This window comes from Flavobacterium fragile (genome assembly GCF_023634865.1).
Classification (GTDB): Bacteria; Bacteroidota; Bacteroidia; order Flavobacteriales; family Flavobacteriaceae; genus Flavobacterium; species Flavobacterium fragile.
The window spans coordinates 184453-198992 of the sequence record NZ_JAMLJN010000003.1; the positions used below are offsets into that span (position 1 = coordinate 184453).

The 14540-nt window shown below is 33.2% G+C and carries 12 protein-coding genes and 2 tRNA genes; 6 read left to right on the top strand and 8 right to left on the bottom strand.

Going from position 1 to position 14540, the window contains the following annotated elements; translation table 11 throughout:
* Positions 1-124: 124 nt before the first annotated feature.
* Both NAT47_RS05310 and NAT47_RS05315 read right to left on the bottom strand, forming a co-directional pair.
* Positions 125-1600, bottom strand: a complete 1476-nt coding sequence (locus tag NAT47_RS05310; protein ID WP_250581100.1) for an OmpP1/FadL family transporter — start codon at positions 1598-1600, stop codon at positions 125-127.
* A 22-nt stretch (positions 1601-1622) separates the two neighbouring features.
* Positions 1623-2582: a hypothetical protein gene (locus tag NAT47_RS05315; protein WP_250581103.1), complete on the bottom strand. Its 960-nt coding sequence runs from the start codon at positions 2580-2582 to the stop codon at positions 1623-1625.
* A gap of 102 nt (positions 2583-2684) precedes the next feature.
* Between NAT47_RS05315 and proS the strand changes: the two genes are divergently transcribed.
* The 6 genes from proS to NAT47_RS05345 all read left to right on the top strand — a co-directional run bounded on the left by proS (position 2685) and on the right by NAT47_RS05345 (position 7282).
* Entirely contained in the window at positions 2685-4163 is a 1479-nt protein-coding gene (gene proS / locus NAT47_RS05320; protein ID WP_250581105.1) for a proline--tRNA ligase, read from the top strand.
* A gap of 117 nt (positions 4164-4280) precedes the next feature.
* A tRNA-Glu gene (locus NAT47_RS05325) sits at positions 4281-4352 on the top strand.
* Between the two features lie 26 nt (positions 4353-4378).
* Positions 4379-4450, top strand: a tRNA-Glu gene (locus NAT47_RS05330).
* Positions 4451-4607: 157 nt separating this feature from the next.
* Positions 4608-4859 (top strand): 30S ribosomal protein S20, encoded by a 252-nt coding sequence (rpsT, locus tag NAT47_RS05335; RefSeq protein WP_073583040.1) that lies wholly within the window; start codon positions 4608-4610, stop codon positions 4857-4859.
* A 143-nt stretch (positions 4860-5002) separates the two neighbouring features.
* Positions 5003-6802: a translational GTPase TypA gene (gene typA / locus NAT47_RS05340; RefSeq protein ID WP_250581107.1), complete on the top strand. Its 1800-nt coding sequence runs from the start codon at positions 5003-5005 to the stop codon at positions 6800-6802.
* A gap of 45 nt (positions 6803-6847) precedes the next feature.
* Positions 6848-7282, top strand: a complete 435-nt coding sequence (locus NAT47_RS05345; RefSeq protein ID WP_250581109.1) for a hypothetical protein — start codon at positions 6848-6850, stop codon at positions 7280-7282.
* Between the two features lie 45 nt (positions 7283-7327).
* Here the strand turns inward: NAT47_RS05345 and NAT47_RS05350 are convergent, their stop codons facing one another.
* The 6 genes from NAT47_RS05350 to NAT47_RS05375 form a co-directional block, all read right to left on the bottom strand.
* Positions 7328-8338, bottom strand: a complete 1011-nt coding sequence (locus NAT47_RS05350) for a peptidylprolyl isomerase (RefSeq protein WP_250581111.1) — start codon at positions 8336-8338, stop codon at positions 7328-7330.
* A gap of 4 nt (positions 8339-8342) precedes the next feature.
* Positions 8343-9431 (bottom strand): peptidylprolyl isomerase, encoded by a 1089-nt coding sequence (locus NAT47_RS05355; RefSeq protein ID WP_250581113.1) that lies wholly within the window; start codon positions 9429-9431, stop codon positions 8343-8345.
* Between the two features lie 6 nt (positions 9432-9437).
* Positions 9438-9998 carry a gliding motility-associated peptidyl-prolyl isomerase GldI gene (gene gldI / locus NAT47_RS05360; RefSeq protein WP_250581115.1) on the bottom strand — a complete coding sequence of 187 codons (561 nt, stop codon included), beginning with the start codon at positions 9996-9998 and terminating at the stop codon, positions 9438-9440.
* Positions 9995-11011, bottom strand: coding sequence for a DHH family phosphoesterase (locus NAT47_RS05365; RefSeq protein ID WP_408610591.1), 1017 nt, complete (start codon positions 11009-11011; stop codon positions 9995-9997). Before NAT47_RS05365 ends, gldI begins: the two co-directional genes overlap by 4 nt.
* 44 nt (positions 11012-11055) lie before the next feature.
* Entirely contained in the window at positions 11056-13071 is a 2016-nt protein-coding gene (locus tag NAT47_RS05370; RefSeq protein WP_250581116.1) for a choice-of-anchor L domain-containing protein, read from the bottom strand.
* 158 nt (positions 13072-13229) lie between these two features.
* Entirely contained in the window at positions 13230-14540 is a 1311-nt protein-coding gene (locus NAT47_RS05375; protein ID WP_250581118.1) for an ABC1 kinase family protein, read from the bottom strand.

Consider the following 14540-nt stretch of genomic DNA (forward strand, 5'->3'; position numbering starts at 1 on the left):
ATTCCGCTGTCCGCTATATTCGCTTAGGCGGGATGTCGCTCCCATCGGGGCTATAAGTTATGGTTTGGGTATAAAAAAAACCACTTCGGTTGAAGAAGTGGTTTTTTATAGTTATTGAATCGTATTAAAAATTGATAGCATAAGTTAGTGTAATATTATCTTGAATGTTTTTAATTCTAGCAGTATCTGTCATTCCAGAAGAAATCAAGTTTTGATTATAATCTCTTCTTGTGTTAGCATAAGAAAGATCCAGTCTACTCTCGCCAAAATTATATCCAATACCAGTAGAATAGCTAGTTAAATCTCCAATCACAGCATTGTATTTGTATGGACTTTCTTCAAATCGATAACCGCCTCTAATGCTCCATTGTTTGATTTTATATTCACCTCCAATTCTTACTTCGTATGCTGTTGTAAGCTCATTGCTTAATTGTGAGTTAATATCTCTAAAATTGTTTTGGTAAGAATTTTTATATTCCGTTTTACTATAATCTTTAGAAGCAACATCAATACTGATTAATCCTTTTTTGCCAAAAATATAGGTAGCACTTGCAGTAACTCTACCAGGTGTTTTTAGTTTGTAAGCTGGAAAAATAAAAATTGGACCTTCATAGTAACGATTTTGATCTCCTGCAGGTACATTAACATTTCCGTATGTGTATAAATCCTGTACTAGCTCTTCTTTTAATCTCAACCAAGTAGGAGATTCATATGCAACACCTAATCGTAATGATTCATCAACTTTATAAATTGCTCCAAGGTTAAATGAAAAACCTGAACCATAACTACTTAACTGGTTATCAAATACGATTTCTCTAACGGTAGGCTGTGAGCTAGGGTTTTCTGGGTTATCATTGTATTCATAAAGTCTGCTAGTGGTTACAAAATCTGTAAAATGAGCATTTAAATTTAGTCCTAAAAAAAGTTTGTTTTTGTAACTAGTAGCAATATTAGCAGTTAGTTTGCCATTGTATCCATTAGCAGTTGTAAAAAAATCTTGATAATAATTGCCTCCAGGAGAAACATTAGATACAAAAACGTTAGGGTCTGCTGTTGAAGGGTTTATGATATAGGTTTCATAAGCCATCTCATATTGATAATCGTTAAAAGGAGTGTTAGTGACAAAATTTGCTTGATCTACAAAATATTGTGAAATAGAATTATAAGGGTTGTATCCTGAAACAAATAATCGATTGTCTAGATTTTTAGTGTTTTCATAATTCACGGCAAAGGAAATTTTATTCCACCCAGATTTTCCAGAATTTTCATCAAAAACGAAGACAGCTCCAATTTGATTTAAATCTAAAGTACTGTAACTTTCTTTGTTCATTTTTCCAAAATAATTCGATTCATTGCAGTTGTTGAAATTTGAAACTGAAACACTTGCAAAATTGTTATTAAAAAACAAAGAACCTGCTGGATTTATGTTGATAGCTGATAAGTCACCTCCAACAGCTCCAAATGCTCCTCCCATACTTCTAAATCGAGCTGTTCCATTCATATTGTCTATCGCATATCTAAGTGCATCATTAGTGGTAATCTCTTGCGCAATTGATACTACAGAAATGCTAAATGCTAAAGTTAAAAATATTTTTTTCATAAAATAAATAATGTGATTTGTATTAACCTCTTCCGCCTCTAGATCCGCCTCCGCCTCCTCTAGATCCTCCGCCTCCAAAACTTCCGCCTGAAGAACTTCTCGGTGGTGATGAATAACCGCCGCTTCTAGGAGTAGAGTAGTTGTTGTTTCTAGGAGTAGAATAATTATTATTTCTAGGTGTTGAATTATTATCGTTTCTAGGAGTAGAATAGTTATTGTTTCTCGGAGTTGAGCTAGGTCTCACTCCATTTTCTTGAGGTCTTGTATTTCCTCTATTGTTATTGAAGTTAGGTCTAGGTGTATTACTTCTATTGTTATTAATAATATTTCTTCCTCCTCTTGGATTGTTGTAATTGTTGTGTCCGCCTCTTATACTGCCGTTGTAAATAACGTCTCTTCCACCGTGGTAATAACCGCCATTCCAACCATAGTTAGGGTAATACCAATTGTTCCAACCCCATCCTGCACCATACCAAGAGTTCCATCCAAATCCCCAACCCCAGTTAGCGCCATACCAAGAGTTCCAACCTAATCCCCAACTAGGGCCATACCAAGAATTCCAGCCACCACCCCAATAAGGCGAGTACCAATTGTTCCATCCCCAACCATTGTTGTAATAATTAACAGTGACATTGTTGGAAGCATTATTTCCCCAACCTGCATAGTTATGGTTGCCATATTCATTTCTGTATACGGTAACTACAGTATCTTGAGGATTTGAGCTATAATTGTCAACATCTGTGAAAACTACGTACTCCTCTTGCATGTTTTTGAATTGCTGTGCATATTTATTAGATTTCTCCAAATTTTGTTCAGAATATTTATTTTCAACTTGGTTGCTGGGTCTTTCTGAACCATATACGCCATCATTGTCATAGTAAGATGAATTTTGGTAGGAACCACATGAAGTTGTGATTACAGCCAGCAATCCAAACAAGGTAAATATGGCATTTTTTTGGGTATACAAGTAATAAGTTTTCATAACTCTTATTTTTTTTATTGTTGGACACTTCAAATTTAACTATTTTTGCCAAACAAATTAGTTAAAAAATATATAAACAATTTTTGTGCCAAAATATTCATAATGAGCAAGAACTTAACAACAAGAGCGGAAGATTATTCCAAATGGTATAATGAATTAGTCGTAAAGGCCGATTTAGCTGAAAATTCAGGAGTAAGAGGGTGTATGGTGATTAAACCGTATGGCTATGCAATTTGGGAAAAAATGCAAGCTGAACTAGACAGAATGTTTAAAGAAACAGGACATAGTAATGCTTATTTTCCCTTGTTTGTTCCTAAAAGCATGTTTGAGGCAGAAGAGAAAAATGCTGAAGGTTTTGCTAAAGAGTGTGCCATTGTGACACATTACAGACTTAAAACCGATGAAGAGAATAAAGGAAAGTTAATTGTTGACCCGAATGCTAAATTAGAGGAAGAATTAATCGTTCGTCCAACTTCTGAAGCTATTATTTGGTCAACTTACAAAGGTTGGGTTCAATCGTACAGAGATTTACCTTTGCTAATCAATCAATGGGCCAATGTGGTGCGTTGGGAAATGAGAACGCGTTTATTTTTGAGAACAGCTGAATTTTTATGGCAAGAAGGGCATACGGCTCACGCAACACGTCAGGAGGCGATTGAAGAATCAGAAAAAATGATGAATGTGTATGCGGATTTTGTTCAAAACTTTATGGCAATTCCAGTTATCAAGGGGTTAAAAACAGAAACAGAACGTTTTGCTGGAGCAGATGAAACCTATTGTATTGAAGCTTTAATGCAAGATGGAAAGGCTTTACAGGCGGGAACTTCGCATTTCTTAGGTCAAAATTTTGCCAAAGCTTTTGATGTGAAATTTGCTAATAAAGAAGGAAAGCAAGAGTACGTTTGGGGAACATCTTGGGGCGTTTCAACACGTTTGATGGGAGCTTTAGTGATGACTCATTCTGATGATAAAGGTTTGGTATTGCCTCCAAATTTAGCGCCAATCCAAGTGGTGATTGTTCCTATTTATAAAACTGACGAACAGTTTGATGCTATTTCAGAACAGGTAAATGTTTTAGCTTCTGAATTAAGAAAACTTGGTATTTCGGTAAAATATGATAATAGAGATACACAAAAACCAGGATTCAAATTTGCGGAATGGGAATTAAAAGGAGTGCCAGTTCGTATTGCAGTTGGTCCAAATGATTTAGAAAACGGAACCTATGAAGTAGTACGTAGAGATAATTTATCTAAAGAGTTAGTTGCGAAAGATGGAGTAGTAGCTTACATTCAAAATTTATTGGCAACTATTCAAAATGATTTGTTTGCTAAGGCTTTAGAATATAGAAATACTCATATTACAGAAGTGAATTCTTTTGATGAGTTTAAAGAAGTGTTGGAAATAAAAGGTGGTTTCTTATCAGCTCATTGGGATGGAACCCCTGAAACAGAAGAAAAAATAAAAGAATTGACTAAAGCAACGATTCGTTGTATCGCTTTAGATAGAGTAGATGAAGCGGGTGTGTGTGTTTTTTCTGGAAAACCTTCAATTGGAAGAGTCTTATTTGCAAAGGCTTACTAAAATAATAGTAAAAAAAGCGAAAAAAAAATAAAGAGGCTATTGCAGAAATAAAAAATGTGTTTATCTTTGCACTCGCATTACAGAAATGAGTTCTTTTAGGATTTCAAAGTATGAGATGGCCCGTTCGTCTATCGGTTAGGACGCCAGGTTTTCATCCTGGTAAGAGGGGTTCGATTCCCCTACGGGCTACAAAATTGAAAAAAGAATAGGTTAATGGCCCGTTCGTCTATCGGTTAGGACGCCAGGTTTTCATCCTGGTAAGAGGGGTTCGATTCCCCTACGGGCTACAAAATTAGTTGTGAAATAGTTTTATAAAACAAAAAATAGTGTCTCATTTTTTGTTTTATTAGTTAAAACCAAAGTGATTGCTAAAAGTAATTGTGGGAGGTTTTTCTTTTTTAACTAATAGTTTATAACAATTATTACAATTAAAAAAAGAACAAAATGGCAAATCATAAATCTGCTTTAAAAAGAATTAGAAGTAACGAGAAGAAAAGAGTATTAAATAGATACCAACATAAAACTACTCGTAACGCTATCAAAGCTATTCGTTTAGCTACTGACAAAGCTGAAGCTTCTGCTAAATTATCTACTGTAATTTCTATGATTGATAAATTAGCTAAGAAAAATATCATTCACGATAACAAAGCTTCTAACTTAAAATCTAAATTAACTAAGCACGTAGCTTCTTTATAAGCTATAGTTAGTAAATATATAAAAGCTCTCATTCGAGAGCTTTTTTTATTCGTTATGTTAATGTTATTTCTACTAAAGTATTGATTACTATACTATTTTTCTAAAAATAAACACTACATTTGCACCTTTCAAAAAAATAATAAATGACTTCTATTAGAAACATCGCAATTATTGCACACGTTGACCACGGTAAAACAACATTGGTTGACAAAATTATGTACCACTGCCAGTTATTTCGTGATAACGAAAATACAGGAGATTTAATTCTTGATAATAATGATATTGAACGCGAAAGAGGTATTACCATTACTTCTAAAAACGTTTCTGTAACTTACAAAGGAACTAAAATTAATATTATCGATACTCCAGGTCACGCCGATTTTGGTGGTGAAGTTGAGCGCGTACTTAATATGGCGGATGGTGTTTGTCTTTTAGTAGATGCTTTTGAGGGACCAATGCCTCAAACACGTTTTGTATTGCAAAAAGCGATTGACTTAGGATTAAAACCTTGTGTCGTTATCAATAAAGTAGATAAAGAAAACTGTACTCCAGAAGAAGTACATGAAAAAGTTTTCGACTTAATGTTTGAATTAGGTGCTGAAGAATGGCAGTTAGATTTTCCAACTGTTTACGGTTCGGCTAAAAATAATTGGATGTCGGATGATTGGAAAAACCAAACGGAAAATATTGAACCATTGTTAGATATGGTTTTAGAACATATTCCTGCTCCTAAAGTTTCGGAAGGAACACCACAGATGTTGATTACTTCCCTAGATTTCTCATCTTTTACAGGTCGTATCGCGATCGGTCGTTTACAAAGAGGTGTGTTAAGAGAAGGAATGAATGTTTCTTTGGTAAAACGTGATGGAAAAATCATCAAAACTAAAATTAAAGAATTGCACACTTTTGAAGGTTTAGGACGTAAAAAAGTAGAAGAAGTTGTTGCTGGAGATATCTGTGCTTTAGTTGGTCTAGAAGGATTTGAAATTGGTGATACAGTTGCTGATTTTGAAAATCCAGAAGCTTTGGAAACAATTGCTATCGATGAACCAACTATGAGCATGTTGTTTACGATTAATGATTCGCCTTTCTTTGGTAAAGAAGGTAAATTTGTAACTTCTCGTCACGTAAAAGAACGTTTAGAAAAAGAGTTAGAGAAAAATTTAGCACTTCGTGTTGAAGAGACTAATTCTGCTGACAAATTCATGGTGTTTGGTCGTGGTGTACTTCACTTATCGGTTTTAATTGAAACGATGAGAAGAGAAGGTTATGAGTTGCAAATTGGTCAGCCACAAGTTATCATCAAAGAAATTGATGGTGTGAAATGTGAGCCAATTGAAGAATTAACGATTGACTTGCCAGAGAATCTTTCAGGTAGAGCAGTTGAATTTGTAACGCTTCGTAAAGGTGAAATGTTATCTATGGAACCAAAAGGTGATCGTATGATTATCAAATTTAATATTCCTTCACGTGGAATTATTGGATTGAGAAATCAATTATTAACGGCTACTGCAGGTGAAGCTATTATGTCGCACCGTTTTATTGAATATCAACCCTACAAAGGAGAAATTGCTGGACGTATTAATGGTTCGTTGATTTCTATGGAAAATGGTAAAGCGATTCCTTATTCGATTAATAAGTTACAAGATAGAGGTAAATTCTTCGTTGACCCTAATGAAGATGTTTATGAAGGCCAGGTTGTGGGTGAGAATTCACGTGGAGATGATATGGTTATCAATATTACCAAAACTAAGCAGTTAACTAATTTCCGTTCTGCTGGTGCTGATGATAAAACTAGAATTGTTCCAGCTATCAAATTCTCATTAGAAGAAGCTTTAGAGTACATTCAAAAAGATGAGTATGTTGAGGTGACACCAAAATCGTTACGTTTACGTAAAATCTATTTGAATGAAAACGATAGAAAACGTTTTAAAATAGCATAATATTTAAATCCCGATGAAAGTCGGGATTTTTTAGCATCAAGAAGAATGGAAATTAAATTAAAGTATGGAATAGACAATTTGCTTTTTGGAATGAAAGAGCAAGATGTGATTAAGATTTTGGGTAAACCTGATTCTAGTTATAAAGATGAAGATGAAAATGTTGTTTATGTTTATAATTCAAGAAAACTACGATTAACTTTCTATAAAGAAGAAGATTTTAGATTAGGCTATATGACGACTTCTAATCCAATTGTTAAGTTATTTAATACTTCTTTAATTAGCAAAAATTGGAGTGAAGTATATCCAATTTTGGAGAAGAATAAAGTTAAATATTTTGAGTCAGATACTATCGAAGGAATATTAAGTTATTTTAATGAAGAAAACTGGTTGTTTTTTCATCTAGATTACAACGAAATCATTAAGATAGAACTTGGTGCAGTTTTCAAAGAAAAAGAAGATGATTTTGATTGGAAATTCTAAAAAATAAAAAAGCCACTAATTTAAATTTAGTGGCTTTTTTTTATATTATTGATTGATTTTAATCAACTCAATTTCAAAGATTAAGTCAGCATTCGGAGGGATTACTCCACCAGCTCCTCTTTCACCATATGCTAAATGTGAAGGAATATAAAATTTATATTTTGAACCTTCAGGCATTAATTGTACCCCTTCTATCCAACCTTTAATTACTTGATTTAAACCAAAATCAATTGGCTGACCTCTTTGTACACTACTATCAAATACTTTTCCGTCTAAAAACATTCCAGTGTAGTGAACTTTTACGTTACTAGTGGCTAAAGGTTTATTTCCAGTACCTTCTTGTAAAACAATATATTTTAATCCGCTTGGTGTTGTACCGGCATTAGCGAATTCTTTAAGAGCATTTTCCTTAGCTACTCTTAGTTTTTCAGCTTCAATTTTTTCAGCTGCTTCTTTTTTGGCAAAGTAGTCATTAAAAACAGCAACCTCATTAAAGTTTTTTGCATCTTTTCCAATTCTAACAATTTTTACAGATAAAATAACATCATCTTGCACAATTTTATCTACCACTTCTTGTCCGCTAACTACATGACCAAAAACGGTATGTCTTCCATCTAAATGAGGTGTTGCTTTATGTGTGATGAAAAATTGACTTCCATTAGTTGCTGGACCAGCATTAGCCATTGACAAAATTCCTTTACTAGAATGTTTTAAATCAGCAACAATTTCATCTACAAATTTGTAACCAGGACCTCCCATACCGTTACCTTCAGGATCACCTCCTTGAATCATAAAGTCAGCAACTACTCTATGAAATTTTAATCCATCATAGAAAGGTTTTCCTTTGTATTTTTCAGTTACTTTTGGATTTTTACCCTCAGCTAAACTGATAAAATTCGCAACAGTAATAGGTGTTTTTTTGTATTCTAAAATAGTTACAATTTTTCCTTTTGTTGTATTGATTTCAGCAAATATACCTTCTTGTTTTTTTGGTTGAGCTAACATCGTGGTTGCAGCTCCAAAAAGAATTGTAATGAGTTTTAAAGTATTTTTCATTTTATTATTTTGTTGGATTAGATTCTAAAAGTTCAACTTCAAAAATTATATTAGCATTTGGTGGAATAACATCCCCTGCACCTTGTTGGCCATATCCAAGTTCAGACGGAATGTATAACATTACTTTATCACCAAAATTCATCATGTTAACTCCCTCCACAAAACCTGGAATAAATTGAAGATTTCCAATAGTAGATGCTATAGGGCTATAGCCTCCCATTATGGCTCTTTGCGCATTATGTTTTCCAAATCGTTTTGCAATGTCTTCGTAATTGGTATCAAAAAGTTGGCCATTTTCTAAGTAACCAGCATAGTTGATATAGACTTGGGTGCCATTAGCAGGTTTTTTTGAGGTTCCTTTTTTTATAATTTGATAGATTAAACCTGATTTTGTTTTAGTTCCAGTAGCTTTTAAGGTAGTAATTTCTTTAACTTTACTTTCGATAATTTTAGCTGCTTTTTCTTCAGATTCTTTTATTTCTTTAGCAACAGTTGAGTAATAATTTTTGAAAATTTTTACTGCATCAAATTTTTTTGCCGCATTTCCAATTCTAATGATTGTAATTTTATCAATAACATCGTATGCTTCTATTGAATCTGCGACTTCTATGCCTTCTACAACTTCTCCAAAAACAGTATGCATATTATCAAGCCAAGGTGTTGCTTTTCTGGTGATGAAAAACTGGCTCCCATTTGTACTTGGTCCTGCATTTGCCATAGATAAAATTCCTGCTTTTGAATGTTTTAAATCAGGATGAAATTCATCTTTGAATTTATAACCTGGACCACCTGAGCCGTTTCCATTTGGATCACCACCTTGAACCATAAAGTCTGAAATAACACGGTGAAATGTTAAACCATCATAAAAAGGTTTTCCTTTGAATTCTTCACTAACAAAAGGATTTTTACCTTCAGCTAAGGTTACAAAATTTGCTACAGTATTTGGAACTTTTTCAAATTCTAGTTTCACAATTATACTACCTTTTGAAGTTTCAATATCGGCATATAATCCTTCTTTTAAATTATCATAAGATTTTGAACAAGATGTAAAAAAAGTGAAAACACTAAGTAATAAAATTGAGGAAATTTTCATTTATAATTAATTTTTAGCTTGAGTATCTTCTTTTATATCATTTAAACTAACGGTACAAATCAAAGGTTCGTTTGTGCCAATTTTTTTGTCGTCGCCATGATAACCATAGGCCATGTGAGATGGAAATAGAAAAGTTACTATTTCTCCCTTTTTCATTAATTTAATACCATCGCGTAATCCCATCATAATGTTTTCTTTGTCCACATAATAAGTTTGAGGTTTGGTTTCGGCCATGGTATAAATAATTCGGTTTTTTAAGTCCTTAATTTCATAATCAAAAAAGGCAATATCACCTCGTTTTGGAGTTGGTGTGGCTTCGTTTACCTTAGTTTCATATTTGTACCAATATCCTTTATTTGAGGAAATGTAAGATTTTAAAGAATCTTTTTTAATAATTTCAGCAATTAAATATTCTTCATCAGCAATAAGAATTTTATTGCGTTCGATAGACTCTTTTATAAAAGTTCCAGAAGTATGTGAAATTGGTTTTCTAGCTTGTTGCTGTTGTTGCGAACAACTCGCAAAAAATATAAAAGTGCCTAAAAGTAATAAGGTTTGAAGTTTCATAATTCTTTTTTTTCTTGTGCTAAAATAGCAATAAATTGTTGTATCGTTTCCTCTAAACTCGAAAAAGATTTACCCCCTGCGGCATTAATATGTCCCCCACCATTAAAGTGATTACGAGCAAATTGATTTACATCAAATTCCCCTTGAGAGCGGAATGAAATTTTGATGATTCCTTCTTCTTTATTTTCAATAAAAATGGCAGTAAAATCGATTCCTTTTATGCTTAGCCCATAATTTACAATACCTTCTGTATCTCCTTTTTGATGGCCAAATTCATTCAACTCGTCCTGAGATAAGGTGATGTAAGTAGTTTTGTATTCCGGAAGTATTTTTAAGTTTTGGAGTGCTCTTCCCAAAAGAAGTAATCTGTTGTAGGAAGAATTATCAAAAAGTAAATTATGAATTTCGCTATTGTTGATTCCTCTATCTATTAAATCGGCAACGCATTTATGGGTTTTGCTTGTAGTTTTTGGAAAACGAAAACTCCCCGAATCGGTAACAATTCCTGTATACAAACAAGTGGCTACTGTTTTATTGATTAAATTTTCATATCCTAATTGATGAATAAAGTCATACACCATTTCACACGTTGATCCATAAATAGTATCGGAGAAAGTATAAGTAGCATAATCATCAGGTGCTTGATGGTGGTCAATCATTACAAAAGGAGCTGTCAATGTTTTTAATACATTTTCCATTTGATCTCCAGTACGATGTAAAGCATTGAAGTCTAGTGTGAAAAGTAATTCAGTATTTTCTAAAATTCCTTTGCAAGTATCATAACTGCGTTCAAAAACGATTACTTTTTCACTCTCTGGTAACCAAGCTAAAAAGTCTGGAAATTCATTTGGAGCCATAACAATTACATTATGTTGCAATTTTTTCAGGGCATGATATAAGGCTAATGTAGATCCCATAGCATCTCCGTCGGGATTTCTATGAGGAACAATTGTAATTTTTTTTGGTGTAGCTAAAAGTGATTTTATAGCTTCAATTTCGTGTATTTGCATCATACTGCGAATATATTATTTTGTAAGCTATTCTGCAATTATTATGTTTAACGAATTAGTGAGAAATGTCCTTTAACTGTTTTTCCATTTGTAAGTTCAATTGTAAACCAATAGTCAGAGGATGGAAGTGATTCATTGTTAAATGTTCCATTCCAGCCTTCATTTCTTGTAATTTGTTTGATGAGTTTTCCGTAACGATCAAAAATTGTAATGATACTTTCTTCTAAATTTCTTCTTTCAAGATTTTTTATAAACCAAATGTCGTTATAACCATCGTTGTTCGGTGTAAAAAATTTCGGATAGTCAAGAATTAAGAAATTCTCCGAAACAATACCACATCCTTTTTTATCTTGAACATAAACGGTGTATTCACCTGCTGTAAGATTTGAAAATGTATTGGAATTTTGATAATTGTTTCCATCCAAAGAAAATTCATAATTGCCTAAGCTACTTGCAGCAATTTGAATAGTAGCGGTATTATTATCCGAGAAGTCATTAATAATAATTTCCTCTATTGTAGCAGCTCCAGAAGGTTCTATGGTAAAAGTTTTGGTTTTAGAACAGTTTACGTCATTGGTAACTGTTACTTGGTAATTACCACCAGAATTTACAGTAATTTGTTGGGTAAACTGAGGAGGATTTGTATTCCATTGGTAAGAAGCAAATCCACTTCCGGCATTAAGAATTAAAGATTCATTTTCACACAAGCCTAAAGTTTCATCAGCTAATATGTCATCAAACGTATTAACTCTTAAATTCACGGCATAATCGGAATAACAACCTTGAATATTCGTTATTCTTGCATAAATGGTTTGAAAGTTAGGATTTGTATTGATAAAAGTGGTTGGTAATGCAGTTGTGCTAGTAGGTGTTTCAAAAAATGAAACTACATAATTGGAAGGTAGATTAGTAAATAATTGATTTCTAATAGTATCCAAATTAAATACTGTTTTTCCATCTTGATTGGTATCAGCGTCACATTCGGTAAACGAATTTTGATTAATTACTAAAGGCTCAGCGTATTCGATCTTAATGCTTCCTGTTGTTTGGCATGTAGTTCCATAATTAATTTCAACAAGGTAATCTCCTGCTGAAGTTATATTAAAAGTCGCATTAGTAGCTCCCGGAATTACATTACCGTCTTGATACCATTGATATCCAGTGGCACCAACTTGAGATGCATCAACTGTTAATATTTCTCCAGGGCAAAGAGGATTTCCAGTAGCCATTAAACGATCGTCTCCAATATCAATGCCAAAATTAAAACTGCCACCACCTAAAAATATTGCCGAATCAAAACGGTAATTCCCTTCATCTGCAATAACTAACTTTATATGATAAGTTTCTCCAGGAATTACATTGGATTGAGCCGTTAATACTTTAGTTTGTCCATTAAAATTAGTAGGATGATTGGTGTCATTAAAAGCATCAAAATAGGTTTCATTAGCTGGGGGACAAATTGTCCCTGTGCCCCTAACGGTATTAACTTTCACAGGAATAGTAGTGTTTGGAACTACGGCTAAATTTTGATAAGTAGTTTCTCCATTTCTTCTCAAAAGAAAAGCAAATCCATCTGTATAATTACATTGGTTTGAAGATGGATTTGTCAAATATTGTTCAGAAGAAAAGATATAATCAAAGCTAATTTTATTTCCTAGTGGAATGAAGTCAAATTCTAGAACGGTTGCGTTAAACGTATTGTTTAAACCTAATGCTTGATTTAAATCGGGGTCACCATCCCAACCCATATTCCCTCCATCGTCTGATAAAGAGGTATTTGGACCTTCAGCATTTATTATTTTTCCTGTTGATAAAATAATTCCGTTTTGAAAAGGAAAAGATGTTCCGGTTGCATCAAAAAAACCAAAACTTTTTTCGCCATTTGCAAAGTTGCCTCCCAAGAAATTAATGTTCAATGCAGTTGCACATGAACTATTAATCAAGACATTATTAACTAAATCTTCGGCAGAAAAACTTTCGTCAACTGATATGTTTTGTGCATAGTTTGAAAATAATCCGCACCAAAAAACAATAAAAAAAAAGGTATTTTTAATTCTCATCATATTTAAGGTAAATATAATACAAATCAAGGGTTTTAAAAATCAATAAAGATGTTAAAATAAATATAAAGTATATGTGATTGTTAGCGAAAGAAAATCAAAGAAAAAATCCCTAGTCTTATGGCTCAACTAGGGATCTAAAGGTATTACTTGGGGCAAAATTAATATTGAATAAAGTTGTTGATTTTCACATTTGTAGCTTTTAAATCGTGCATTAAATTGTATAAACCAAAAAACGTTCTATTGATGTAAATAAAATGCTTTGAACCGCGATTTCCGTTCATGTTACGTAATTCCGTGTTTTTCGAATAACGTTCACCTAAATCAGCAATTTGTCCGAAAAATTCTTCATCAGAAAAGTCAAATTCTTCTACATGGAAAGGTCGTGCAAACAAACTTAAAAGTTCATGAAACATTTCGGTAAAAAACTCTACTTCTTCTTTTGTGTCTTCTTTTCTTAGGATTTCCAATTCGTATAATTTCGATTGGAAGAATTCTGGATTGTCTAAGTTTTCTTTTTTCGCTAATTCGAAATACGGTACATAAAAGTCATTCGGAACTTCTTTAATGCAACCAAAATCTAAAGCTACTAACTTTGTATCTTTCGTTATTAAGAAATTTCCTGGATGCGGATCAGCATGCACTTTTCTCAAATTGTGCATTTGGAACATGTAAAAATCCCAAAGGGTTTGTCCTAAAATATTTGATTTTTCAGCATCAGTATTATGAGCGGTGAATTCAGATAAATGTTCGCCTGTCATCCAATCCATTGTAATGATTTTTTCCGAAGACCATTCTGGATAATACTTCGGGAAAACCAAATTTGGAATGTTTTTACAAGCTTCCGCCATTTCCATACTTTGTTTTACCTCATTGATATAATTGGTTTCTTCAATCAATTTGTCTTCAACTTCCTTGAAATATTTATCCGAATCTTTTCCTTTAATGTTGAACATTTTGATGGCAATAGGTTTTACTAAAGCCAAATCCGAACTAATACTTTCTGCCACTCCTGGATATTGAATTTTCACAGCAAGTTTTTTCCCATCCTTGGTAGCTTGGTGCACTTGACCAATGCTAGCCGCATTTATAGAAGTGGCATTGAAGGTATCGTATATTTCGTTCGGTTGTTTGCCAAAATAATTTTTAAAGGTTTTGTTTACTAAAGGAGCTGACAACGGCGGCACCGAAAATTGCGCCAACGAGAATTTTTCCACGTAAGCTCTTGGTAAAATATTTTTATCCATGCTCAACATTTGTGCAACTTTCAAAGCACTTCCTTTCAGTTGCTTTAAACTATCGTAAATGTCGGCAGCGTTGTTTTTGTTCAGCGATTCTTTGGCTTCTTCTTCGGATTTGGTGATTTTATCTCCGTAATATTTGAGATAATTGACACCTACTTTAGCTCCGGTTTGAATCAACTTAGAAGCACGTTGGATTTTTGATGTTGGAATACTATCGATTGTTTTCAT

Excerpts from the sequence above, each read along its gene's own strand:
- NAT47_RS05350 (WP_250581111.1), bottom strand. The coding sequence starts at position 8,338 with ATGAAAAATACTTTAAAACTCATTACAATTCTTTTTGGAGCTGCAACC.
- NAT47_RS05365 (WP_408610591.1), bottom strand. The coding sequence starts at position 11,011 with ATGATGCAAATACACGAAATTGAAGCTATAAAATCACTTTTAGCTACA.
- NAT47_RS05370 (WP_250581116.1), bottom strand. The coding sequence starts at position 13,071 with ATGATGAGAATTAAAAATACCTTTTTTTTTATTGTTTTTTGGTGCGGA.
- NAT47_RS05310 (WP_250581100.1), bottom strand. The coding sequence starts at position 1,600 with ATGAAAAAAATATTTTTAACTTTAGCATTTAGCATTTCTGTAGTATCA.
- NAT47_RS05375 (WP_250581118.1), bottom strand. The coding sequence starts at position 14,540 with ATGAAAACAATCGATAGTATTCCAACATCAAAAATCCAACGTGCTTCT.
- rpsT (WP_073583040.1), top strand. The coding sequence starts at position 4,608 with ATGGCAAATCATAAATCTGCTTTAAAAAGAATTAGAAGTAACGAGAAG.
- NAT47_RS05345 (WP_250581109.1), top strand. The coding sequence starts at position 6,848 with ATGGAAATTAAATTAAAGTATGGAATAGACAATTTGCTTTTTGGAATG.
- NAT47_RS05355 (WP_250581113.1), bottom strand. The coding sequence starts at position 9,431 with ATGAAAATTTCCTCAATTTTATTACTTAGTGTTTTCACTTTTTTTACA.
- NAT47_RS05315 (WP_250581103.1), bottom strand. The coding sequence starts at position 2,582 with ATGAAAACTTATTACTTGTATACCCAAAAAAATGCCATATTTACCTTG.
- gldI (WP_250581115.1), bottom strand. The coding sequence starts at position 9,998 with ATGAAACTTCAAACCTTATTACTTTTAGGCACTTTTATATTTTTTGCG.
- proS (WP_250581105.1), top strand. The coding sequence starts at position 2,685 with ATGAGCAAGAACTTAACAACAAGAGCGGAAGATTATTCCAAATGGTAT.
- typA (WP_250581107.1), top strand. The coding sequence starts at position 5,003 with ATGACTTCTATTAGAAACATCGCAATTATTGCACACGTTGACCACGGT.